The organism is Paenibacillus sp. J31R98 (genome assembly GCF_056269245.1).
Genome location: NZ_JBWDNO010000001.1, coordinates 903,746 through 926,007 on the forward strand (window position 1 = coordinate 903,746; position 22,262 = coordinate 926,007).

A 22,262-nucleotide genomic window follows, 5' to 3' on the forward strand; every position below is an offset into this window, starting at 1 on the left:
ATTTGCGGTTAGGAATTTTTTTTTGCTCGGAAGGGGGCAGCTTAGATATGAAATATTTGTTTTCTGTTTTTCTAGGTGCGGTAAGTTACGGCATTCTATCCACCATTGTCGTTCATGCCTACGATGCAGGCTATAATCTCGGTGAAGTCGTTGGGTCGCAGCTGTTGATCGGTTTTATTCTATCCTGGCTCATGGTCATGTATATGAAGGCAAGGAATAAGAGACAGGCGGCACGGGATGCTGGTGTGGCCCAAGAAGTCAGCCTCACTTGGAAGCAGCGCTTCATGCTCATGTCAGCGGGTATTCCAACCGCTCTGACCGGCTTGCTATATTATCAATCGCTTCGTTACATTCCGAATTCGCTTGCGATCGTGTTGTTATTCCAGTTCACATGGATGGGCGTTCTTATTCATGCAATAAGCACTCGCAAAAGGCCAAACGGCATCATGCTGCTGACGCTTGCCATCTTGTTCGGAGGAACAGTGCTTGCTGCCGGTATTATGGAGCAAGGCATTGCGGGCTTCGATATTACAGGTGTTGTTCTCGGATTGCTCGCAGCAGTGAGCTACTCGCTGTTCATTCTGTTCAGCGGCAAAGCGGTGCCATCCGTACATCCGGCATATCGCAGCGCTTGGATGATTACAGGCGGAATGATCTTCGTCTTCATTCTGTTCCCGCCGACGTTCTTGTTTAACGGCGTCATCTGGAGCAGCTTGCTCTTGTTCGGCTTCATGCTCGGTTTGTTCGGCGCATTCATTCCGCCGGTGCTGTTCGCCATTGGGGTACCGCATATTGGCGGCGGCATGGCTGGGATTCTCGGCGCGGCCGAGCTGCCTGTAGCAGTCATGCTCTCAGCTGTTGTGCTTCATGAGCATGTGAGCTCGCTGCAATGGGCAGGGGTCGTGCTCGTACTATTAGGAGTTGCACTCCCAGAACTTATGAAGCGCGTTTCTGGCGGCGGTTCAAGAATGAGCCGCGGTACGCGCTTGACGGAAGCGACAACTACGATCCACTAGAACAAGCGAATGGTATAAGTGAAGCCCGAATCCGAGACTTGCTGCGGATCCGGGCTTCTTTTGTCAGATGTGAATTGGATTATTCGTTCTCTTCGAATGCATCTGCCGCACTTGCAGCAGCCTGATTCGCGCCATTGCTGTTCTCGAATGCTTCAGCAGCTTCTTCAGCAGAAAATTCTGTGTCAGCCTCGCCAGCTACGGGCAGCTTGTTCAGTTCTGTAGATTGGACTTCTGCTTTGGATACTCCATTACGCTGATTAGCCATGTGTTAGAACCTCCTGTTTCATGTAAGTTTTTTAACAACAAACTTTATCGTGCCCGGTATGGGGGGCAGAATATACATATTGGAATTGTAAATTTTTCCTTGACCCATTTCCGACTAAACGCATATAATCTTGAACAGGAATAAAATGGAGAGGAATGATGCTGCTTGATGATGAAGAAGCAACTGTCCGGCAGCGGCAATCCGTTCATGTTCTCTGCATTCCGTTATATGAGGTTCATTCAACACTAAAGCCTATGTGCTTTAGTGTTTTATTTTTATATAAGGGGCTGATGTGCTGGTGAGCCAGTATAAGCGCGTGTTAATCAAGCTAAGTGGCGGGGCAGTGGCAGGCGAGAACGCATTCGGATTCGATCCGGAGCGGATGGAGCACATCGCAAATGAAATAATGACGGTGGTCGAGAAAGGGATCGAGGTTTGTCTGGTCATCGGAGGCGGCAACATATTCCGAGGGAACATGGCGGCACTCTGGGGCATTGAACGCGCCGAAGCGGATAATATCGGGACGCTTGCTACCGTTGTGAATAGCTTGATGCTTCGCGGGGTGCTCAAGGCGAAAGGCAGCCATGAAGTCCGCGTCATGACAGCTATTCCGCTGACATCCGTCGCAGAGCCATACATTCGACTGCGAGCCGTGCACCACCTTGAGAAAGGCTATATCGTGATCTTCGCCGGAGGCAACGGTCAGCCGTATGTGACGACGGATTACCCGTCAGTCCAGCGAGCGCTTGAAGTGAGCTGTGATGCGCTTCTTGTGGCGAAGCAAGGCGTTGATGGCGTCTTCAGCTCGGATCCGAAGAAAGACGTTAGAGCACGAAAATTCAGGTCGCTGCACTACAACGATGTGCTTAAGCAGGATTTGCGCATTATGGATCAAGCTGCTTTCATCTTGGCACGGGATTATGGGCTGCCGATCCATGTATTCAACTTCGACGAGCCAGGCTCCATGAGCGCGATCTGTGAAGGGCAGCATCGAGGGACCATGATTAGCGGCGAATCTGTTCTTACGTATGACGCAGAGGAGAAGGAAGCGGTAAAAAAGGGGATAGAAAGCAATAAAGCACCGTCCTGATGGAGGACGATGCTTTAGTTTTACATAGGTAGGTGGCGGTAGGAGCTAGAGGTTAGCAGCTCTTACCGTTGTTGTTATTCGCTGGCACATTATCGCTATTCTCTGATAAACGATCTCCATATTGCTCTAAGCGTCCAGGATGCGAGGCAGGACCTCTGTTCTTCGGCTTGCTGTTTCTTCCTGTCATGAGCTTCTCACCTCCGTCGTTCATAACATGAGCGGGGAGAGAGGATTTCATGCGAGCGGAGTTATGGAAGAATGGAGAGTGTCCTCAAGCTGAATTAACCCATTTCGACCATATGCGATTGTGCGTTCGCGTCGTTCGATGTCTTCGGTCTCTTAAGCGTCATGGCAAGAATCAAGCCAAGGATCGCAAGACACGCCAGTGCAAGATACGTGTCATGAAACGCATGAGACATCGCGTCTGGCATCGGCTTCTCGCCGGCAGCAGCATGATGATTCGTGCGGCTGACAATTAGCGTCGTCAATCCTGCTACGGAGAACGAAGTGACGACCTGCTGCGCAGCGCTTGTCAGCGAAGTGACGCGACTGACAAGATTGCTCGGCGCGGATTGAATCAGATGCGTGTTCAGCGCCAGGAACGAGAGCCCCATGCCCAAGCCGAGTAGCGCGCGAGGCACGAGGAACATCCATGCGCTGTCTGTCGGATCGATGCGCGAGATCAGATAAGCGCCGACGGTTACAATCGTCAAGCCGGTAATAACCAGCGGCCGTGCGCCGATGCGGTCATATAGGCGACCGCCTATCGGCATCATCACACCTGCAGCAATCGCTTGTGGCAGCGTCCACATGCCCGCGTGGAAGGCCGTCATGCCCATGAGCTTCTGCATGAAGAACGGAACAGTGAAGATAATGCCGAACATGACGAATTGCAGCACCCATTGCACAATGATGCCGCGAGTGAAGAGCGGCGAACGGAACACGCGAAGCTCGAGCAGCGGTTCCTTCTTGCGAAGCAGCTCGACGAGGACGAAGCCGATGAGAGACACACCGCCAACGATCAAGCCGATAATGGTTTTGTCCGATGACCAGCTTGTCGAGCCTTCGCTCAGACCATAGGATAAGCCTGAGAAGGCGAGAGGTCCGAGAATGATGCCCAGAATGTCAAGCGACGTGGACGACTTCCTCGGCAGTTTTGGCAGAAGCAAACCGACAAGGATGACACCGAGGATGCCGACAGGGAGGTTAATGAGGAAGATCCATTCCCATTTCACATAGTCGACCAAATAGCCGGATATAATCGGACCAAGCGCAGGGGCAAGGAGAATCGGCATGCCCATGAGACCCATAATCGAGCCGGCTTTCTCGGGCGGGCTTAGCTTATAAGTCATCGCGAACGCGATTGGAGTGACCATGCCACCGCCAAGCCCTTGCAGGACACGGTATGTAATGAGCTGATCGACGGTCGTTGCTGTCGCACACAGCACCGATCCGATCGTGAACAAGACGAGGGACAGGAGGAATACTTCCTTCGACCCGAAGCGGTCAGTCATCCAACCTGCGAGCGGAATGACGGCCGCTTGCGCAAGCGCGTAGCCGGTTACGGTCCACTGCACCACGGTCAGCGTACTGTGGAAATCATCGACGAGCACGGGAATTGCGACGTTAACCGCAGTACTGTCGAGAATAACCATGAAGATCCCCACAATAATTGCGATAAGTGGGCCTACGAGTTGACGCATCGAAGTAAAAGGTACTACAGGTGATTCAGATTGCATAGGTGATTACAGCCTCCTCAATATGACTTATCTTACCACTTTACTTAAGTCGGCAGCCCCATGTCAAAAGGTTTATTAAACATCGAAAATCATGTGTCGAATGTGGCGGAATACCGAAAGTGTGACCAGTGGGGATACACATTAGTGGAAAAGGGGGCTAAATAACGAATGTGTTACCCGTGGAGATACACATTGGTGGAAAAGAGGGCGAAATACCGGAAGTGTGCCCCGTAGGGATACACATTGGTGGGAAATGAAGCGGAATGCTGTAAATGTGACCCGTGGCGATACACTCTGGTGGAAAAAACGGCTATAGTGGTGAAAATGAGTGCCATATGGATGTATCACTGGGTGATACAGAGCTGTTGATTTGGTTGATCTGTCGCGTATGTGTATCACTGGGTGCTACACATCTGCTGATTTGATTGGTTTGACGCTAATGTGTATCACTGGGTGCTACGCATTAGCGGAAATGGGGCAGAATTCTGCAAGTGTGACACGTGATGAGACACATTAGTGGAAATAGGCTAGATTTAGAGTAAGAAGCTGGTCTGGTGGACTACATTGGTGGAAATCGATCTGATTTGGAGAAAGAAGCTGGTCTGGTGGACCACATTGATGGAAAACTGCCTGATTTAGAGTAAGAATCTGCTCTGGTGGACCACATTAAAGGAATTCTCTTATGATTTAATAAATAAAGGGGCTGTCCCACAAGTCATGATGACTTGTGGGACAGCCCCTTCTTTATGCCTCGCTATCGCTATCGTTTTGGCTGCGGAAGGCTTGATTATAGCATCTTCTGCATACCGGCTTATAGTCCTCGTTGCCGCCGATCTGAATCTGCTGCCCTGCATTCACGGGCTGACCGTCGCGGAACCGGATCACCATCGTTGCTTTGCGGTCGCAGTACCAGCAGATCGTCTTGATCTCTTCGATCTTGTCCGCCTGCACAAGCAGATTGTAGCTGCCCTCGAACAGCTGGTTCTGGAAGTCGTTCTTGAGTCCGAAAGCCATAACCGGAATGTTCAGTTCGTCAACCACCTGGGTCAGCTGGATAATATGATCCTTCTTCAGAAATTGAGCTTCATCAATAAGGACGCAATAAATTTGCTTCGGTCCGGAAGTGGAGAGATGAGACTTCACGCTCTCATACAGATTCGTCTTCTCATCAACCGGAATAGCCGCCCGCTCGAATCCGACTCTTGAGCCGACAAGCTCTGCGCCGTCTCTTGCGCTGAACGATGGCGAATAGATCAGGACCCGTTTGCCCTGCTCCTCGTAGTTGTGCGCCACTTTAATGATTTCGAACGACTTGCCGCTGTTCATAGTTCCATATTTGTAATAGAGCTGTGCCACGAATGAATCTCCCCCAAGCAATATCATCTATATTCTTTTAACATATTCGAGTCCTTGTGACAAGGAAATGCTCCAGACAAAAAAAGGCTCATAGGAGCGGTAGGCTAGCATAGGAATGATAGAGTTGTTTTGTTGTTGTTTTATAGCGTGTAGTTTCAGTAAAGGCTTGAATCGGTTTTTACCTCGCGATCGTTTACGTTTTCTTCATAATTCGACTTCCAGATCCCGCTTTTATTCAATATTGTTAACGCAGAGTTAAATCTTGCTGAGAAGGATTGAATTGTATTTGCATGCAAGTTATGCTGAACGAAGCAACAGGAATAAATATTAAAACCACAATAAACCAACCCCTTCAGAGGAGGCACTCACATGAAAAATATGGTTTTGATCGACCGCAGCAAGCCGGCTTACAAAGGCAATCTTCATCTTCATACGACATGGTCGGACGGCAGGCTGCCGGCAGCGAAAGTCGTCGATGCTTTCAAAGCAAAAGGTTATCACTTCATCTGCATGAGCGATCATGATGTTTATACGCGGACAGATGAGTTCAATACGGCGGATTTCATTACGATTCCTGGGATGGAGCGCGGTGAGCTCAACCCGGTGCGAGACAAAGATCCGGGCTACCACCTCGGCGCGATTGATGACCCGACGGTAGAACCTGAGCTTGAGCGCTATGAGCATCTGCAGCAGTTCCCGGTGCCGATTCCGTGGGTTGGCGACCATTCGCCGCAGCTGATGATTGATGATTTGCGCTCGCACGGCAACCTCGTTATCTTCAACCATCCAGAGTGGCATCTAACAAGATTCGAAGACATGGTGAAATACGACAACTTCTTCGCGATTGAAATTTATAATCATGCAACGGAATGGTCGACGGCAAGCTCCTACGGCGCAGCTTACTGGGATCATGCGCTTCAGAACGGCAAACGAGTATGGGGAATTGCGGCGGACGATTCACACGGTCATTATCCGAATTGGAAGATTCCAGAGTATGGCGGCGGCTGGGTACAAGTGCAAGCAGATTCGCTGACGCACGAAGGCGTCATTCGCAGTTTGAAGGAAGGTCAATTCTACTCCAGCTCCGGCCCGGAAGTGTATGATCTCCGCGTAGAGGATGGCAAGCTCAAGATCGAATGCTCGCCTTGTAAATTCATCATGTTCAAGGCATTCCCACAGCGCGGTCCGTTCCTCGGTCACTTCGATACTGCTGCGCCAATGACGGAAGCATCGATGACTATTGAAGAAGACATGACGTACATCCGTGTGGAATGTATTGACTTTGAGGGCAATGTGGCATGGACGAACCCGGTATTCGTTGCCGACTTGCTTGGCGAATAGGGGGCGGCAAACAATGAAGACGATCATCTATCTTGACGGCAGCAAGCGCAAGTATAAAGGGAATTTGCACACCCATTCCACACGCAGCGACGGTCAATATCCGCAGGAAACCGTCATTGAAGCATATAAGTCGCGCGGCTACAACTTCATCTGTCTAAGCGATCATGAGATTTATTGGAAGTCGGATGCGTTCGACGACGAGCAGTTCATTATGCTGGATGGCTATGAAATGGCTTGCGAGATGAGCTGGAGAGAGACCGGACAGCAGTACCATATTCATGGTCTGCTCGATCGTTCCCTTGGATCGGCTAACGAGTTCGGACACGATGAAGAACATGCGAAGCCTGGCTTCACCAGCCTCGCAACGATACAAGCGTTGATTGATGAGATGAAGGAGAGAGGCAATCTCGTCATTATGAATCATCCGGTCTGGTCGCGGAACAAAGAAGAGGAGCTGCTCCAGCTCGATGGTTATTTTGCAGTGGAGATCTACAATCATCAATCCGAGCTGGACGAAGCGGTCGGCTACGGCGTGCATCATTGGGACTATCTATTGAAGCGCGGGCGCAAAGTATTCGCCGTCGCAGCGGACGATGCGCATGGCGGACCGATGGATGCGCCGATCTCGGAATTCTTCGGCGGCTGGATCTCCGTGGAAGCGGATGAATTGAAGCAGCAATCGGTTATTGATGCCATGAAGGAAGGTCGCTACTATTCGTCGAACGGGCCGGAGATCTATGACATGCGGGTGGAAGACGGCTATCTGAAGATCGAATGCTCGCCGGTCAAGTTCATCAAATTCATTACCCACCCGTTCAACGGGCGCAACGTGTTCAACAAGGATGCTTCTCCTATATCCAGCGCAGCGTTTCGAGTGGATGGGGAAGAGAGCTTCATTCGAGTGGAATGTGTTGACTTTGAAGGAAATGTCGCATGGTCCAATCCGATCTTCCCCGGTGATTGGAAGGCAAGCGCGAAGCAATGAGCAGGAGCGAGCTGGAGCTGCATACGCAGTTCCGCCGAGAGATCACAAGGCTAGTCATTCCTTCCGTGCTCCAGATGGTCATCGGCAACTCGTTCTCTCTCATTAATACGATCATGGTCGGGCGTCTCGGCGATACGGCTATCGCCGTCGTTGCCGCGACAGGGCAGATCGGATTTATCCTTAGCATGATTCTGTCCGCTGTATATGGAATAACGGCATATATCACGCAATTCCACGGGAAGCAAGATCAGGAATCGGTGAAGAAATCGTTCGGGCTCATGCTTGTATCAAGCGTCTTCATAACATTAGCTTTGTTAATTATCATTATGCTATTCCGCAATTCCGTTCTTACGTTGTTTATCAACGATTCGCAGGCTGCTATATATGGCGCTCAATATTTGTCTGTACTTATGTTTGTTTATCTCATCAATTCGCTCAAAGACGCCTACGGTCAAGCACTCGGCGCGATCGGGCGCAATCAATTGACGCTTGTTGTGGGATTGATTGCCATGTCGCTGAATGCGGTGCTGGATTATGCGCTTATCTATGGCAAGCTCGGATTCGCCAGCTATGGCATACAAGGCGCCGCATGGTCGACGCTGGCTGCCTCACTGCTCAGCACGGTGCTCCTGCTTGGCTACGTATACGGGAAGAAGTATTACTTCCATATCACATTGAAAGAGCTTGTCAAATCGTTCAATCTCGCTTTCGCCAAGAAGGTGTATGCGACGACGCTGCCGCTTATTTTGCATGAAGGACTGTGGTCGGTTGGGAACATGCTGTACGCAGTTGCTTTCGGCTATATGGGCGTATCTGCGCTGGCTACGTTCCAGCTCGCCCGCACCTTCAATGGCTACTTCATGATGGTGATCTTCGGATTCGCCTACGCTGCGAAGGTGATGATCGGGCAGAAGCTAGCGCAGGACGACTCACGAGAAGCGATCATCTACGCGAGGAAGTTTACGCGGCTATCTGTCGCTGCTTCCCTTGTTGTCAGTGTGCTGATTATCCTGCTTAATCCCTTGATGATCCGGTTGTTCAGCAACACGAGTCCCGACGTGCAGACCGCGCTTCATCATATCATGCTCATCCAGGCAGCGGTCATGGCGCTCTACTTCTTAAACAATGTATGGATTGTCGGGATGTTCCGCGCTGGCGGCGACAATGTATATACGATGAAGCTGATCGGGATAACGACTTGGCTAATCGCATTGCCGCTCGTGTTCGCTGGCGCATATCTGTTCCATTGGCCGATTGAGGTGGTCTACTTCATGTTCGCCATGGAAGAGATCGCGAAAGCGTTCATCGGATACTTCCGTTATCGTTCCTGGCGGTGGGCGAACAATTTGATAGCAACGATAGACGATAAGAGGGAAGTCGCTTGAGTCCAAGCAAGAGATTGCGTACGAGGATCAGCGCTTCATCCTGTAATGGATAGATACTTCAATAGGAGGCCCGCACAGATGGAAATGAAAGAGTACATGCGAACAGAAGGGGATATTAATCTGTCCCCAGAGCGCCAGCACTGGCAGAATCAGCATCTAAGCGATGAAACGATGGACATCTTGGAGGAGGACAGCCGTTATTTCCTTCATCAATCGATGTCGACGCCATGCCTGAACGTGATTGTGAATGCAGAAGGCATCTATCTGGAAGATCAAGATGGCCGCAAATATATGGATTTCCACGGCAACAGCGTTCACCAAGTCGGCTATAAGAACCGGTACGTGCTGGACGCCGTTATGAAACAGCTCGAAGAGCTGCCGTTTCTGCCGCGCCGCTACACGAATCCGGTGGCGATCAAGCTGGCGAAGAAGCTGGCGGAGCTTGCGCCCGGTGACTTGAACAAGGTGCTATTCACGCCTGGCGGCACGAGCGCAATCGGCATGGCACTGAAGCTGGCACGCAAAGCAACAGGCAAATTCAAGACAATATCAACATGGGATTCCTTCCACGGTGCGAGCCTGGATGCGATATCGGTTGGCGGAGAAGGAGTGTTCCGCAACCATATCGGACCGCTCCTGCCGGGCACGGAGCATATGATGCCCTTCAATTCCTATCGCTGCATTATGGGCGACTGCGGCGGATGCGGGCTGAAATGTCTGGATTACTTGGAATTTATGCTGGAGCGCGAAGCGGATGTAGGTGCTATTATCTTGGAGCCGATCCGCAGCACAGATGTTCAAATTCCTCCAATCGCCTATTTCAAGCGACTTCGCGAATTGTGTGACCGCTACGGCGTGCTGCTCATTCTGGATGAAATACCAACCGCCTTCGGTAGAACGGGCACCATGTTCGTACATGAGCATTATGGCATCATCCCAGATATCGTCGTGATCGGCAAAGGCTTCGGCGGCGGCGTCTTCCCGATGGCAGGCATCATCGTTCGCGAAGGGCTTGATGTCGCGCAAGATATTTCGCTGGGCCATTACACGCACGAGAAGAGCTCGGTCGGCTGCGCGGCTGCGCTCGCGACGATTGAATACATCGAAGATCATAAGCTGCTTGAGCATGCGCAGCAGATGGAGCTGTTCCTCAAGGAGAGGCTCGGCGCAATGATGGCGAAGCATGAAGTGATCGGGGACATACGCGTGAAGGGGATGCTTGCTGCGATTGAGCTGGTGACCAGCCGCACGACCAAAGCGAAAGCAGTGGATGGCGCTGAGAAAGTGATGTACATCTGCATGGAGCGCGGACTCAGCTTCAAAGTGTCGAATGGCAATGTGTTAACGCTTGTTCCGCCTCTCATTACAACAAAAGAACAACTGGAATGGGCGCTTCAGCAGATTGAGGAAGCGATTGAAGCTGTATTTTCGAGTTGATATCACATGAAACAATATTAAACAACAACAACACAAAACATTAACGTTGATTTAATCCTCCTTTTACAAGTCGAGCCTATACTAAGTTTGTAGAGAACAAAACACCTCGAAATAGAGAGGGAAACTAGGAGGAACTACTGGAATGAAGAAGCTTGCAAGTACAGCGTTAACAATGGTTATCGGTGCGGGATTGCTAGCGGGGTGCGGTGCTCATAACAACACGGATTCTGCTGCGAGCGGTACGAATGCCGCGAATTCAGCGAATGCCTCAGGAAACAGTAAAGAGCCTAAAGTGATTACGATCTCTGTTCGCGAGAATACTTGGGGCGCGCGTAAGGACAATTTCCTCGAAGCTCAGAAGCGGCTTAATGAGGAATTGAAGTCCGAGAACACATCGGTCAAGATCGACTGGTGGCCGGGCATTGACGATGACGAGCTTATTCTGCAAGCGCAAGCAGGCAAAGTGGCGGACGTCTTCATGAACTCCAGCGTGGATATCGGCTGGGAGCGCGATGCTGGCCTTATCCGTGACATCGACTGGCTGAAGGATTCGGCTACCTTCAAGAACGTGCCGGAATCCTACACGAACATTATGAAATATGACGGCCATTACTATGGCGCGATTCAAGATATGGATGCTTCCCCAGTCTTCATTAGCCGCAAGGCGCTTGAAGGCATTGGCTGGACGAAGGATCAGATCGATGGTTTGAAAGCGAAGGTAGACAAGGGCGAATTCACATTCGAAGAGCTCGTGAACCTTGCAGACGAAGCGAAGAAGAAGAACCTCGTTAAAGTCGGCTTTGCAGTTGAAGACACTCGCTTCGAAGGCTGGAATTACGCGTTTGGCGTTTACAACTACGATGCTGCTTCCAACAAGCTGGTGCTGTCGAACAAAGCGAAGGACGTATACAGCTTCTGGTCCGATGCGGTGAAGCGCGGCGTTATCTCTGAAGGTATTGGCGATCTCGATACCGACAAGGCAGCTCCGATGTTCGTGAAAGGCGAGATCTTCGCAGAGTTCGCCCGTACCGAGTTCTATTCCATGATGCGTGAATCAAACGGCATGAAGGATGACATCAAAGGCTTTGACAAATGGTTTAACGATAACGTGATCTGGATTCCGGTTCCTTCGGCTGAGAAAGGCGGCAAGCCGGTTTCGTACAGCAACCCGGCCATGATCTTCGTCGGACCGACAGTTGACGATGCCAAGATGCCTTATGTTGAGCGCTTGATCGAGCATGTGCTTGACCCGGATCTGCAGATCAACCACACAATCGCAAGCGGCAAGCTGCCTGTAACGCCCGAAGCGCAAGAAGATCCGCGTTTCAAAGAAATGTCGTTCTATAAGGATCACGCTTATCTTGTCGATTTCACGAAGACTCGCCCGGCGCTTCCAGACTATGCAACATTCGTCAAAGGCTACACGCTTGGCGTTGATGCGATTCTGACAAAAGGCAAGTCCGCTGACGACGCGTTCGACTACTTCAAGAAGGAAGTTCAGCAGAACGTACCGGCAGACCGTGTTGAAATCGAGAAATAACGAATAGTTAATCAGGTTTAGAAGAGGCGCGACAGGACATGGAATCATCCGAGCCCAGCGCCTCTTGATTTTTTAACGCGAAGGAAGCAGGTGTACATTCGCCCATGAGTCAATTGGAAGCTGCTACAGCCGTGAAGCCGAATGCGTATTCGAATGCAGCGCAAGCAATTCCCTATAAGAAACCGCTGCGCAAAATCATCTATCCGTATCTGTTCATTGCACCGTTCTCTGTGCTTGTTCTCGTATTCTTCATTTTGCCTGCCGTAGCGACGATTGGTATGTCATTTACCGATCTGAACGCTTCGATGAAGCCGCACTTTATCGGCCTCACGAACTTTAAGCGAATCTTCATGGACTATAATCTTCCGCAAATTCTGACCCATACGGCGGTATTCGCGATATTGTCGCTGGTCATTTCGATGCTGTTTGCGCTGGTTATCTCAATCGCAACGCAATATTTTCTCAAAGGTAAAGTGTCTGCGGTCATCTACCGCGTGCTCTGGCTCATTCCGAGCATCATTCCGTCTGTCGTCTACGTTACGTTCTGGAAATACGTGTTCGATCCGACCGATGGCGGATTTCTCAACCGTGTTCTGGCCGGGATGGGCGTCATCTCGGAGCCGGTGTCCTGGTTCACGAAGGGCGCGATGGCGATTATCATTCTGGCGACGATCGTCTCGACCATCTCCGGCGGCATGATTCTGCTCTCGGCCGCGATCAATTCAATACCGGAAGATCTGTATAAGGCAGCGCGAGTAGACGGAGCAAGCGAGAAGTCTGTCATATTCAAAATCATTCTGCCGACGCTCAGATGGCCGCTTATGTACATCACAATTTCCGATCTGATCGGCTTCGTATCGTCTTACTTCTTCATTATGCTCTTGACGCAGGGCGGCCCGATGCGAGATACGACAACGCTGTCGCTATATGCGTTCCAGCAAGCGTTCAACCTGAAGTATTACGGCTATGGCGCGGCGATTTCGATGATTGTTGTGTTCATCTCGTTCGTGCTGACGATGCTGCTTATTCGCCTGTTTGATTTCGACCAGCTTATTAAACCGTCCCGGATTGAGGAGTGAAACAACGTGTCAACCAGTACGCTTAAGAAAGCGCTCGTCCAAACGTATATGACGCTGTTTACGCTGCCGATCATCGCGATGATCGTCTGGTATTTCCTTGCGGCGACGACGAATTTTACGACACATGAGTTCTCGCTGGAGAACTTCGCGTTCTTCAAGGAGCCGGTCGAATACGCCGGCGTGCAGCTGCCGATGATCTGGCCGATCGTGCTTAATACACTTATGTATTCGCTTCTTATCGTAGTCATTGAAGTCGGTATCTCTGTGCCGACCGCATATGCATTCTCAAGGCTCGACTTCAAAGGAAAGCGCGCCGCTATGAAGTTTCTGTTCCTGATGCGTGCTTTTCCCGGCATTACGCTTATCATTGCGACATTCTTCATCCTCGTTCAGATGGATCTCGTCAATACGTATCTTGGCGTTATTCTCGTCGCAATTACCGGCTCGCTTCCAGGCCGCGTGTACATTATGAAAGGCTTCTTCGATGAAGTGCCATGGGATATCGAATGGGCGGCAATGGTGGATGGCACGACGCGCTACGGCGCATTCAAGAAGGTGCTCGTTCCGTATGTGCTCTCAGGTATCGGGGCAATCTCCGTATTCGCATTCCTCGGCGCTTATGGCGAATGGTTCCTGTTCAAGCTGCTCATCTTCAATGACGACATGATGACACTGGCAGGCTACCTGTCGAAGCTCGTTACGAAAGAGAACCAGATCATCAATTATGGTCTCATTACCGCGATCGGCCTGTTCTATACGCTTCCGGTCATTGTGTTCTATATCTTCACGCAGAAGCTGTTTATGAAGGTCAACATGGGAGGCGCGAAACAAGTATGATAACGCTGAAAAATATTGTGAAAGCCTATGATACCAAACGCGGCAGCGGGAACGGCATCGATAGCGGCGGCAATGCCGTAGACGGACTCGACCTCGAGATTAACAAAGGCGAGTTCGTGGCACTGCTCGGCCCATCCGGCTGCGGCAAGACCACGACGCTGATGATGCTGGCAGGACTGTTGAAGCCGACTTCTGGCGAAATCTACTTCGGCGAGCGCCTGGTCAATCATGTCGAGCCGAAGGACCGCAATATCGGCATGGTGTTCCAATCCTATGCGCTATACCCGCATCTGAACGTACGTGACAATATCGCTTTCCCGCTGCGGGAGCGCAAGATGCCCAAGCCGCAAGCCTACGATCGGGCGAAGGAGATCAGCCGTATCGTGCAGATCGACCATTTGCTCGACCGCAAGCCGGCGCAACTGTCCGGCGGGCAGCAGCAGCGGGTGGCGATGGCGCGCGCGCTGGCGAAGAATCCGGAGATCTTGCTCCTCGATGAGCCGATGTCGAACCTTGATGCGAGGCTGAAGCTGGATGTGCGCGATGAGATCCGCAAGCTGCAGCGCGAGCTCGGCGTAACGACGATCATCGTGACGCATGACCAAGAGGAGGCGCTCGCGATCTCGGACCGCGTAGCGATATTGAATGGCGGCAAGATTCAGCAGTACGCGCCGCCGCATGAGCTGTTCAGCCAGCCGATCAACTTATTCGTCGCGAGCTTCCTTGGCAATCCGCCGATGAATTTGATCTCGGGCACAGTGCAGGAGCTGAATGGCGTGCAGTCCATCGTGACCAAAGGCTTCACCTATAAGATTCCGGCGGCACGTCAGCTGTCGGCTGAGCATATCGGCAAGTCGGTGCACTTCGGCATTCGTCCACATGATATCTCGTTATCTAGCGCCTCCGATCCAGAGGCAATTCCGATGCGAGTGGATTTGATTGAGCATCTCGGCAGCGGCAAGCTGGTTAAGATTATCGACCCTGAGCACCGTCTCGATGGGATGATCCGTCTGCTGACAGACAATGAGACCACGGTGAGCAGCGGTGATACCGTCTATATGCGTATGCGCGGGGACAAGTTCCATCTATTCGATGAGACGAATAACGGATCTAATTTGATGCAATACCGCTAGCAGCATAGGTTAAGGTTGGGGAGGTTGAATGAGGATGGCTGAACTAAGCCGTGAACAAGGCGACATCAATCTGACGGATTCGCGCAGCAAATATTGGTCGCGCAATCTGTCAGAGAGAGCGAGAGAGGTCTTCGAAGAAGACAACAAGTACTTCCTGCACCAGAGCTTGTCTACGCCTGTATTGAATGTGCTCTCGAAGGCGGAGGGTATTCATATATACGATATGGAAGGTCGTCCTTATATCGACATGCACGGCAACGGCGTGCACAATGCAGGCTTCAACAACGATGAGGTCATTGAAGCGGTTATCTCTGCGCTGCGGGAGAAGAACACCTTCACGCCTCGTCGCTATACGAATGAACATGCGGTCGCGCTGGCGAAGAAGCTTGTCGAGATCTCGCCGGAGGGGCTGGACCGCGTCCTATTCGCGCCGGGCGGCTCCGAAGCCATCGAGATGGCGATTATGTTGGCGAAGCAGGTAACTGGCAAATGGAAGACCATTTCGTTCTGGGATTCGTACCATGGCAACGGATTTCAAGCGTCAAGCGTCGGCGGAGAACATCTGTTCAAAGCTGGCAATGGGCCGCTGATGCCAGGCGCGCTTCATGTGGAATTCCCGAACTATTACCGCAATCCGTGGGGCTTATCGTCTCCGGAAGCGATAGATAACGAAATTATCCGCCAGATGGAGCTGCTATTCGAGAAGGAAGGCGATATCGCTTGCGTCATCGGTGAGCCTATCTCTGCGACGCCAATCGTGCCGAGCAACCGGTTCTGGGAACGCGTGAAGGAGCTATGCCACAAGCATGGCGCGCTGCTCATCTTCGATGAGATCATCGAAGGATTCGGGCGGACTGGCCGCATGTTCGCATGTGAGCACAGTGTCACGCCGGATGTTCTCGTTCTTGGTAAGTCGCTAGGCGGCGGGGTACTGCCCTTCGCCGGCATCTTGACGCACGAGAAATACAATGTGCTGCCGCATCGTTCCATCGGCCATTTCACGCATGAGAAGAACGGATTGTGTGCTGCTGCTGGGCTCGCAATGATCGAGTCGATTGAGCGCCATCGGTTGGTGGAGCAGGCAGATCGAGTGGGCCGCTTCGCGCTCGAATGGCTCGAAGAGATGCGGAGCCGCAGAAGGATTGTCGGTCATATCGGCGGAGTCGGTCTTCATATCGGGATTGAGCTCGTGAAGGATCAGACGACGAAGGAGAAAGCTGTGCAAGAAGCTGAAGCAGTCATGTACATGGCGATGGAGCGCGGCGTTGCATTCAAGATCATCGAGAGCAACGTCATTACGCTTCGTCCTTCTCTGATGATCACAGAGGCGCAGATGCGCTGGGCACTAGAGCAAATCGAGTATGGCATTGCGCAAATCGAAGAAGGACACTATTACTAGGCAGCCATACTTTGCTATAATTATGGTTAGCATAGAATGAACAGGGGGGTACACGCTTGTCCCTTGCAGGTGAGGAACGGAAGAGAAGCATTATCGCTATGTTGAGTGAGCATGGCAAAGTGAATGTAAGCGAGCTGTCCCGCCATTTCGAAGTGTCAACGGAGACGATAAGGCGCGATCTCGATGAGCTGGAGAAGGACAATAAGTTGAAGAAAGTGTACGGCGGAGCCGTTAAGCATAGAGCGGATATCGAGCTCGCTTATTCTGAGCGAGAGATCATTCATGCCGAGGAGAAACGGATTATCGGCGCGCTAGCTGCAAGTTTGATCGATGACAATGACGTCATCGTCATCGACGAGGGCAGCACTGCGATGCAGATGCTCCATTGCCTAGAGGGCAAGCGGAATCTGACGATCTTCGTCTGCTCGATTCCAACGCTGACGCTTCTGATCGACTATCACAATAGAGGCTCTTATGACGGCAAAATCATCTTTATCGGCGGTGAAGTGAACCCGAAGCATCAACGCGTCTCCGGACCGATCGCTGAGAAAATCATGGAGGACTTCTATGTAAACAAGTCGTTCATTTCCGTCGATGGCGTATCGCTGGAGAACGGCCTCACGAGTTATGATTATGATCGTGCGCTGTTCACACGCAAGCTCATCCGTAGTGCAGAGACGGTAATCGCGCTAGCGGACGAGTCCAAGATTGGCAAACGCACAGTCGCGAAGATCGCCGAGCTTGACGATATCGGGTATGTCGTCTCGAACATGGCTCCGCCTAGCGGCTGGCGGCAGGGGCTGCAAGATTTAGGCATATCGTGGATTCACCCGAAATAAATATCGTTATTACGAATAGAGCTCCCTGTGTTCAAGTTGTTCGGACGCAGAGAGCTTTTTCATTTGGACGATTAAGTATGGACATGGAATCTAAGCACGGTCTTTAACTTGGAGGTTTCCGTCTTGCGCGGATCTGATAAATAGATTTCATGATGAGTCTTGCTGGACCTCATATAGCCTTGTTCCGCACAGTAGGCTTCCATACGCGCGAAGCTTGCAGGTTCATCGTCAAAGCTGCCGATATGCATCATTTGACAAGTCAAACCTTCCTGTACAGATTCAAAGCGAACGTGATCAAGGAACGGATTCGATTTCTTCAGCTTCGTCTGCTCCAGAAACCGCGCGAACCCTTGGGCGGTCAAGAAGTCAGGCTGGCGAATCATGAGCGTGTACTTGAAGTTGTCCTTGTCTGTTGAAGGCTTGGAGTAATCAATCAAGTCCCATATTCCCTCAAGCGGGAAAACCGTATATTCATAATATCCGGCGGGTACTTCTTTGCTTCTATATGACATCTTCACCGCATAACTCAAGCTGTACAGAGCTTCTGTTGCTTTGGCGAATTCCTCACCATTCGGGTTTCCCGATCCGCTAACGATAAAGAATGGCATCCTCGGCACGTCCACAATTTCAGGATTTGGTTTAGGCACATAGAGCGGCTTAAAGTCTTTCTTGTAATCTACCTTCTTACTCAGGCGTCATCATCCTATTATGTATTATTTTTTTGACAGCTTTCATTATATATTAGCCTAAGCATTAAAAAAAACAAGCTGTCGGTACATCGGCAGCTTGCTTCAAAAGCATGGGATCGTGTTAGCGAGCGTTTTAGGTGTTCGCGTATCCGTTTACAGTTTGTTTTTGAGATCCATGAAATACTTGAACACAACTCCGAATGCGCCAACATAATACGCGGTCAACATGATCCAGCCGGAAGTGTCGAAGGAAGCGTCCATGTTTGCCATCAAGAACAATGGGAGCACATAGTACATCATGTCTTTGAGATACATGGTGAACATGTCGCTTGTCATGCTGCCTGCCATCAGTCCCTTGTAGAGGCCGAGCAAGAAGTTCAGACCCATCATGCCAAGAACAACCCACATGGAGTACATCATCCAATCCGTTAGTGCAAATGTCACTAAGAATCACCTCCCCCTGAGGAAGAGTGTTAATGCATACGTTATCATATGTAGGATCGTCCGAAGGGGTACTGGACAAAATCCTAAATGCTGGAAAGAGAAACTTTGGATAGGCAGGCGTCGTATAAGCTTTCAAATCACTTGAAGAGGTGGGAGCAGGGAATGGAAGCAAACAGAATCATTTCGGCATTATGTTATTTCAGTATTTTCTTTGCGGGCTTCATCGTACCGGTTGTGATTTATTTCGTAACGAATGATTATGAAGTGAAGAGGCATGCCAAGCGTGCGCTGCTATCTCATCTTATCCCTCTAATTGCGCTGCCGCTGTTCTTCGTGGTGATTTTCTCAGGCCATGTTGGGACGATCTTGTTTGTAGGCTTAGTGTCTGCGCTGCTCGGCTTCGCGGTTGTAATCTGGAACGTCGTGATGGGGATTCGCGTGCTCAGCAGGTAATCGTGAATGAATGTAGAGGAAAAGGATGTAAGATGACGAATACTAGCGAAGAGTATCATATAATGAGGAACGCATAGGAGGACAAGGGCATGGCAAACCTATTAGGCGGATTGTTTGGCAATTATTCAGAGGTCTCGGTACAAGAATTAGGGAACCAATATGGCATGTACTTAATGCCGAATGAGAAAATCCAGATGGGCTTTAAACTTGTCCGGGACTCGTTTATCATTACGGATGAGCGTCTAATCTTCATTGACCATCAAGGAGTAACAGGGAAGAAGACGAGAATTGCCTCGATTCATCTCGATTCCATTGTGGATGTGACGATGGAAACCGGGGGAACAGGCTTCGACGATAGCGAATTGACGATTCATTACATCACTTCGCCCTATTACAAAACCAACAACTTGCAGGTTGCCAGCTATAAGTTCGAATTCGGCAAGAAGTTTAATCTGCAGCCGATCTACGTGAATTTCCTGACGCTTGCGCACCAAAATCACAAACGTTTAAACGGTTAATAAGGAGATTGCAGCACGATTATGACAGAACCTACTTTGCTAGATGCGTTTAATTCAGCACCATACCCAGTTACGGGCAACAGCAGATGGAATGTAAATCAGCTCTTGGAGGCGTTCCAGTCGGTTGATGGGGAACAAGACAGCGATATTTACGGGAATGGCGCGATCATTGAAAATTTCCAATCGAAGCTCGCCGAGCACCTAGGCAAACCGTCGGCGGTATTCTTCCCGAGCGGCACCATGGCGCAGCAGATCGCGCTTCGCATCTGGAGCGATGGAGCGGGCAATAAGAAGATCGCCTATCATCCGCTATGCCACCTGGAGATTCATGAACAGAACGGCATTCGAGAGCTGCATCATCTGGAGCCGGTGCTTCTGGCCGATAAGAGCAGAACGATTGGACTCGAGGACATTAAGCAGATGGATGAGAAGGTTTCTTGCATCCTGCTAGAGCTTCCGCAGCGTGAAATCGGAGGCACCTTGCTGCCTTTCAGCGAGCTCGAGGCGATCTCGGCTTACTGCCGTGAGCGCGGAATTAAGCTTCATCTGGACGGAGCGAGACTGTTCGAAGTGCTGCCATACTACAAGAAGACAGCAGCGGAAGTCTGCCAGCTGTTCGATAGCGTCTACGTCTCGTTCTATAAAGGTATCGGCGGCATTGCTGGCGCGATTCTCGCAGGTGAGGAGTCGTTTACAGCGGAGTCGAAAGTTTGGAAAAGACGTCATGGCGGCGATCTGATCAGCTTGTATCCGTACATCATCAGCAGTGACTACTATTTCGAGCAGCGTCTGCCGAAGATGGACCAATACTACCATGCTGCGATCGAGCTTGCGGAGCTGTATAACCGCTGCCGGCATTTCGAGACAAGACCGCAGGTGCCGGTGTCGAACATGTTCCATGTTCATGCGGCCGTGCCGAAGGAGAAGCTGGAGCAATTGTTCAAGGCGATCTATGCGGAGACCGGAGTCGGACTGACACGTTATATTCGTGAAGTCGACGAGGGCAACAGTTACTATGAGGTTAGCCTTGGCGACCGTTATCTGGCTCTGCCGAAGGGCAAAGTCCGTGAGGCGCTGGAGCTGTTGAATACGCGATTGGCTGAGCTGTAGCGGTCGTTGTATATAAGGGAATGGTTTAAAGTGGTTGTCGAGCTCGTCTCGACAGCCATTTTTTTTATCTTCGTTGCATCACGACACCGCTGAGTGACCACACGTCCTGAAGCTCGGCAGAATAAGTATGGTTAGGAGAAAATGATTGTGACTGAGCGAAGATAGAAGGATGTGATTCCTTGGAGCAGCGTGTGACCTTGCATGCCCTCAGCATGCGTTTGCGTTCCCGTCAATTCCGGTCTTTCATAAAGAAGCTTGGCTGCAAGAGAAGTCAAACCTTGCATTTCACGCTCGTCCACGACACAATGGCACGCAAGGCGGTTCAGCCGACTTCGATTAGCAAGAAGCGGGCGATGACGCTGCATAAGCCAATGAAGCAGCTGGAGTACCGCTTGTCACGGATTAAGCTGCTGACCTATGCCAATCAGCCCGTACCGGTGCTGCGCAAGAATAAAGCCGGCTACGCGGTGTTCATGACCATCAACTACCGGGAGAAGGCACGCGGTGACTTTCAAGGAGTTCGCGCGCATTTCATTGACGTCGATCTCAATAAGATCTCCGAGCTCTATCCAACAATCGAAGAAGCAGAGCGGCGAATGCAGGAGCTGCAAGCAGATCGCGTGGAGAGAGTCATATCCGTTACCGTGACACCTACTAGTCAAGGGCGATACCGATTGCTCGCTTTGCGCAGCAGGCGAAGAGTGCGGCAGTTGAAGCGGAGATTTCTCGTTAAGCACCGGAAGAGTCTTCGCAATTCGCTAATTGTTGAGACCAAGAACGGCTATCACGTCTATTGGGCCATCCGAGCTGGAGCGCTCGGGCGATTCGTGAGTATTCAGAAGGCGCTCGCTCGCAAATTCAATTCTGATCCTTCGATTACGGATCTCGGCCGCGTCATGCGCGTTCCCGGCTTCTACCACCGGAAGAACCCGGCAAGCCCATATCTCGTCCGCGTCAAGCGCTGGGGAAGAAAGCGGCCCTTTACGCAGGCCGAGCTCATCAGGCGCTTAACCCTAACTTTATGAGCATCTCTTCCTCGGATACCAAATTTGGGCTTGGACAGCTGTTTCACGACGATATGGCGACGGTTAAGGTAAGGGAAACGGGGAAAGCTCCCCAGAACGAAGAGGTGAATCACGATGAATGCAACTCTAATTGTTGTCGGCGTCGCTGTGTTCTTGATTCTCGCTACAGTTCTGTTACGCTCAAGCCGCTGGAGAACACTCCTGACCGCACCAGGCAGTCAAGCAGATGATTTACAGAATAAGCATGCTTATTTACACGGACGGGGTATCCGTTCACGTATCCGCGAGAAGGACGGTCAGCCGGCGTCCGGCATTGCAGTCAGCACGATGCAATCATCCTTTAATTATGCGCCAATAGACCTGCAGGTCCACAAAGATGATCTCGAGAAGGCCAAAGAAGTGCTTGAGGATTATGCGCATGAGATTCATACTTCACATTCGCCATTATTATAGAGAAGCAGACCAATTTCGAACGAAGAACTGGCGGGTCATACAGAGGGAGGCTGGTATATACCAGTCTCTTTTTTTTCGTGTGCGCATGCATGGTTACTTTAAGGTTACTGAGTAATCATTTTTTCACTT

General features: G+C 50.9%; 23 protein-coding genes. 17 read left to right on the forward strand and 6 right to left on the reverse strand.

Annotated elements, in window-relative coordinates; all coding sequences use genetic code 11:
- Positions 1-47: 47 nt before the first annotated feature.
- Positions 48-1,016, forward strand: a complete 969-nt coding sequence (locus AC0YNX_RS04100) for an EamA family transporter (protein ID WP_475814362.1) — start codon at positions 48-50, stop codon at positions 1,014-1,016.
- 79 nt (positions 1,017-1,095) lie between these two features.
- Here the strand turns inward: AC0YNX_RS04100 and AC0YNX_RS04105 are convergent, their stop codons facing one another.
- Positions 1,096-1,281 carry a hypothetical protein gene (locus AC0YNX_RS04105; RefSeq protein ID WP_126017515.1) on the reverse strand — a complete coding sequence of 62 codons (186 nt, stop codon included), beginning with the start codon at positions 1,279-1,281 and terminating at the stop codon, positions 1,096-1,098.
- A gap of 298 nt (positions 1,282-1,579) precedes the next feature.
- On the opposite strand from AC0YNX_RS04105, the gene pyrH reads away from it, so the two are divergent.
- On the forward strand, positions 1,580-2,371 hold the full coding sequence (pyrH, locus tag AC0YNX_RS04110; RefSeq protein ID WP_475814363.1) for a UMP kinase: 792 nt from the start codon (positions 1,580-1,582) through the stop codon (positions 2,369-2,371).
- Positions 2,372-2,423: 52 nt separating this feature from the next.
- On the opposite strand, the gene AC0YNX_RS04115 is transcribed toward pyrH, so the two are convergent.
- The 3 genes from AC0YNX_RS04115 to AC0YNX_RS04125 all read right to left on the reverse strand — a co-directional run bounded on the left by AC0YNX_RS04115 (position 2,424) and on the right by AC0YNX_RS04125 (position 5,466).
- A complete protein-coding gene (locus AC0YNX_RS04115; RefSeq protein ID WP_475814364.1) occupies positions 2,424-2,558 on the reverse strand; it encodes a hypothetical protein in 135 nt (44 codons plus the stop codon).
- A gap of 94 nt (positions 2,559-2,652) precedes the next feature.
- Positions 2,653-4,110: an MDR family MFS transporter gene (locus AC0YNX_RS04120; RefSeq protein WP_475814365.1), complete on the reverse strand. Its 1,458-nt coding sequence runs from the start codon at positions 4,108-4,110 to the stop codon at positions 2,653-2,655.
- Between the two features lie 744 nt (positions 4,111-4,854).
- A complete protein-coding gene (locus AC0YNX_RS04125; RefSeq protein ID WP_475814366.1) occupies positions 4,855-5,466 on the reverse strand; it encodes a thymidine kinase in 612 nt (203 codons plus the stop codon).
- A gap of 369 nt (positions 5,467-5,835) precedes the next feature.
- Here AC0YNX_RS04125 and AC0YNX_RS04130 point away from each other — a divergent pair, with 369 nt between their 5' ends.
- The 10 genes from AC0YNX_RS04130 (at position 5,836) to AC0YNX_RS04175 (ending at position 17,441) form a co-directional block, all read left to right on the forward strand.
- On the forward strand, positions 5,836-6,807 hold the full coding sequence (locus AC0YNX_RS04130; protein WP_475814367.1) for a CehA/McbA family metallohydrolase domain-containing protein: 972 nt from the start codon (positions 5,836-5,838) through the stop codon (positions 6,805-6,807).
- A 13-nt stretch (positions 6,808-6,820) separates the two neighbouring features.
- Positions 6,821-7,792 (forward strand): CehA/McbA family metallohydrolase, encoded by a 972-nt coding sequence (locus AC0YNX_RS04135; protein WP_475814368.1) that lies wholly within the window; start codon positions 6,821-6,823, stop codon positions 7,790-7,792.
- A complete protein-coding gene (locus AC0YNX_RS04140; RefSeq protein WP_475814369.1) occupies positions 7,768-9,177 on the forward strand; it encodes an MATE family efflux transporter in 1,410 nt (469 codons plus the stop codon). The genes AC0YNX_RS04135 and AC0YNX_RS04140 overlap by 25 nt, the downstream gene beginning before the upstream one ends.
- A 78-nt stretch (positions 9,178-9,255) precedes the next feature.
- Positions 9,256-10,614: an aspartate aminotransferase family protein gene (locus AC0YNX_RS04145; protein WP_475814370.1), complete on the forward strand. Its 1,359-nt coding sequence runs from the start codon at positions 9,256-9,258 to the stop codon at positions 10,612-10,614.
- Between the two features lie 142 nt (positions 10,615-10,756).
- Positions 10,757-12,154 (forward strand): extracellular solute-binding protein, encoded by a 1,398-nt coding sequence (locus AC0YNX_RS04150; RefSeq protein ID WP_475814371.1) that lies wholly within the window; start codon positions 10,757-10,759, stop codon positions 12,152-12,154.
- Between the two features lie 104 nt (positions 12,155-12,258).
- Complete coding sequence (locus tag AC0YNX_RS04155; RefSeq protein ID WP_475814372.1) at positions 12,259-13,233, forward strand: carbohydrate ABC transporter permease; 975 nt, start codon at positions 12,259-12,261, stop codon at positions 13,231-13,233.
- Between the two features lie 6 nt (positions 13,234-13,239).
- Positions 13,240-14,070, forward strand: coding sequence for a carbohydrate ABC transporter permease (locus tag AC0YNX_RS04160; RefSeq protein ID WP_475814373.1), 831 nt, complete (start codon positions 13,240-13,242; stop codon positions 14,068-14,070).
- Positions 14,067-15,203 (forward strand): ABC transporter ATP-binding protein, encoded by a 1,137-nt coding sequence (locus AC0YNX_RS04165; protein WP_475814374.1) that lies wholly within the window; start codon positions 14,067-14,069, stop codon positions 15,201-15,203. Before AC0YNX_RS04160 ends, AC0YNX_RS04165 begins: the two co-directional genes overlap by 4 nt.
- Positions 15,204-15,237: 34 nt before the next feature.
- Entirely contained in the window at positions 15,238-16,602 is a 1,365-nt protein-coding gene (pbfA, locus tag AC0YNX_RS04170) for a (R)-1-hydroxy-2-aminoethylphosphonate ammonia-lyase (RefSeq protein WP_475814375.1), read from the forward strand.
- A 56-nt stretch (positions 16,603-16,658) separates the two neighbouring features.
- Positions 16,659-17,441 (forward strand): DeoR/GlpR family DNA-binding transcription regulator, encoded by a 783-nt coding sequence (locus tag AC0YNX_RS04175; protein WP_475814376.1) that lies wholly within the window; start codon positions 16,659-16,661, stop codon positions 17,439-17,441.
- Positions 17,442-17,512: 71 nt separating this feature from the next.
- On the opposite strand, the gene AC0YNX_RS04180 is transcribed toward AC0YNX_RS04175, so the two are convergent.
- Together AC0YNX_RS04180 and AC0YNX_RS04185 are read right to left on the reverse strand one after the other, a co-directional pair.
- Positions 17,513-18,088 carry a GyrI-like domain-containing protein gene (locus AC0YNX_RS04180; RefSeq protein ID WP_475814377.1) on the reverse strand — a complete coding sequence of 192 codons (576 nt, stop codon included), beginning with the start codon at positions 18,086-18,088 and terminating at the stop codon, positions 17,513-17,515.
- 195 nt (positions 18,089-18,283) lie between these two features.
- Positions 18,284-18,574, reverse strand: a complete 291-nt coding sequence (locus tag AC0YNX_RS04185) for a hypothetical protein (protein ID WP_475814378.1) — start codon at positions 18,572-18,574, stop codon at positions 18,284-18,286.
- Positions 18,575-18,736: 162 nt separating this feature from the next.
- Between AC0YNX_RS04185 and AC0YNX_RS04190 the strand changes: the two genes are divergently transcribed.
- The 5 genes from AC0YNX_RS04190 to AC0YNX_RS04210 all read left to right on the forward strand — a co-directional run bounded on the left by AC0YNX_RS04190 (position 18,737) and on the right by AC0YNX_RS04210 (position 22,133).
- Complete coding sequence (locus tag AC0YNX_RS04190) at positions 18,737-19,027, forward strand: magnetosome magnetite crystal formation protein family (RefSeq protein ID WP_475814379.1); 291 nt, start codon at positions 18,737-18,739, stop codon at positions 19,025-19,027.
- Between the two features lie 89 nt (positions 19,028-19,116).
- On the forward strand, positions 19,117-19,545 hold the full coding sequence (locus AC0YNX_RS04195) for a PH domain-containing protein (RefSeq protein WP_475814380.1): 429 nt from the start codon (positions 19,117-19,119) through the stop codon (positions 19,543-19,545).
- Between the two features lie 21 nt (positions 19,546-19,566).
- Positions 19,567-20,655 (forward strand): threonine aldolase family protein, encoded by a 1,089-nt coding sequence (locus AC0YNX_RS04200; RefSeq protein WP_475814381.1) that lies wholly within the window; start codon positions 19,567-19,569, stop codon positions 20,653-20,655.
- Between the two features lie 305 nt (positions 20,656-20,960).
- Positions 20,961-21,680: a DNA-primase RepB domain-containing protein gene (locus tag AC0YNX_RS04205; protein ID WP_475814382.1), complete on the forward strand. Its 720-nt coding sequence runs from the start codon at positions 20,961-20,963 to the stop codon at positions 21,678-21,680.
- 114 nt (positions 21,681-21,794) lie between these two features.
- Positions 21,795-22,133, forward strand: a complete 339-nt coding sequence (locus AC0YNX_RS04210; protein ID WP_475814383.1) for a hypothetical protein — start codon at positions 21,795-21,797, stop codon at positions 22,131-22,133.
- Positions 22,134-22,262 lie beyond the last annotated feature (129 nt).

Coding starts and splice junctions, on each gene's coding strand:
- AC0YNX_RS04190 (WP_475814379.1), top strand. CDS start 18,737: ATGGAAGCAAACAGAATCATTTCGGCATTATGTTATTTCAGTATTTTC.
- pbfA (WP_475814375.1), top strand. CDS start 15,238: ATGGCTGAACTAAGCCGTGAACAAGGCGACATCAATCTGACGGATTCG.
- AC0YNX_RS04205 (WP_475814382.1), top strand. CDS start 20,961: ATGGCACGCAAGGCGGTTCAGCCGACTTCGATTAGCAAGAAGCGGGCG.
- AC0YNX_RS04200 (WP_475814381.1), top strand. CDS start 19,567: ATGACAGAACCTACTTTGCTAGATGCGTTTAATTCAGCACCATACCCA.
- AC0YNX_RS04135 (WP_475814368.1), top strand. CDS start 6,821: ATGAAGACGATCATCTATCTTGACGGCAGCAAGCGCAAGTATAAAGGG.
- AC0YNX_RS04115 (WP_475814364.1), bottom strand. CDS start 2,558: ATGACAGGAAGAAACAGCAAGCCGAAGAACAGAGGTCCTGCCTCGCAT.
- AC0YNX_RS04210 (WP_475814383.1), top strand. CDS start 21,795: ATGAATGCAACTCTAATTGTTGTCGGCGTCGCTGTGTTCTTGATTCTC.
- AC0YNX_RS04195 (WP_475814380.1), top strand. CDS start 19,117: ATGGCAAACCTATTAGGCGGATTGTTTGGCAATTATTCAGAGGTCTCG.
- AC0YNX_RS04145 (WP_475814370.1), top strand. CDS start 9,256: ATGGAAATGAAAGAGTACATGCGAACAGAAGGGGATATTAATCTGTCC.
- AC0YNX_RS04165 (WP_475814374.1), top strand. CDS start 14,067: ATGATAACGCTGAAAAATATTGTGAAAGCCTATGATACCAAACGCGGC.
- AC0YNX_RS04100 (WP_475814362.1), top strand. CDS start 48: ATGAAATATTTGTTTTCTGTTTTTCTAGGTGCGGTAAGTTACGGCATT.
- AC0YNX_RS04130 (WP_475814367.1), top strand. CDS start 5,836: ATGAAAAATATGGTTTTGATCGACCGCAGCAAGCCGGCTTACAAAGGC.
- AC0YNX_RS04155 (WP_475814372.1), top strand. CDS start 12,259: ATGAGTCAATTGGAAGCTGCTACAGCCGTGAAGCCGAATGCGTATTCG.
- AC0YNX_RS04150 (WP_475814371.1), top strand. CDS start 10,757: ATGAAGAAGCTTGCAAGTACAGCGTTAACAATGGTTATCGGTGCGGGA.
- AC0YNX_RS04105 (WP_126017515.1), bottom strand. CDS start 1,281: ATGGCTAATCAGCGTAATGGAGTATCCAAAGCAGAAGTCCAATCTACA.
- AC0YNX_RS04120 (WP_475814365.1), bottom strand. CDS start 4,110: ATGCAATCTGAATCACCTGTAGTACCTTTTACTTCGATGCGTCAACTC.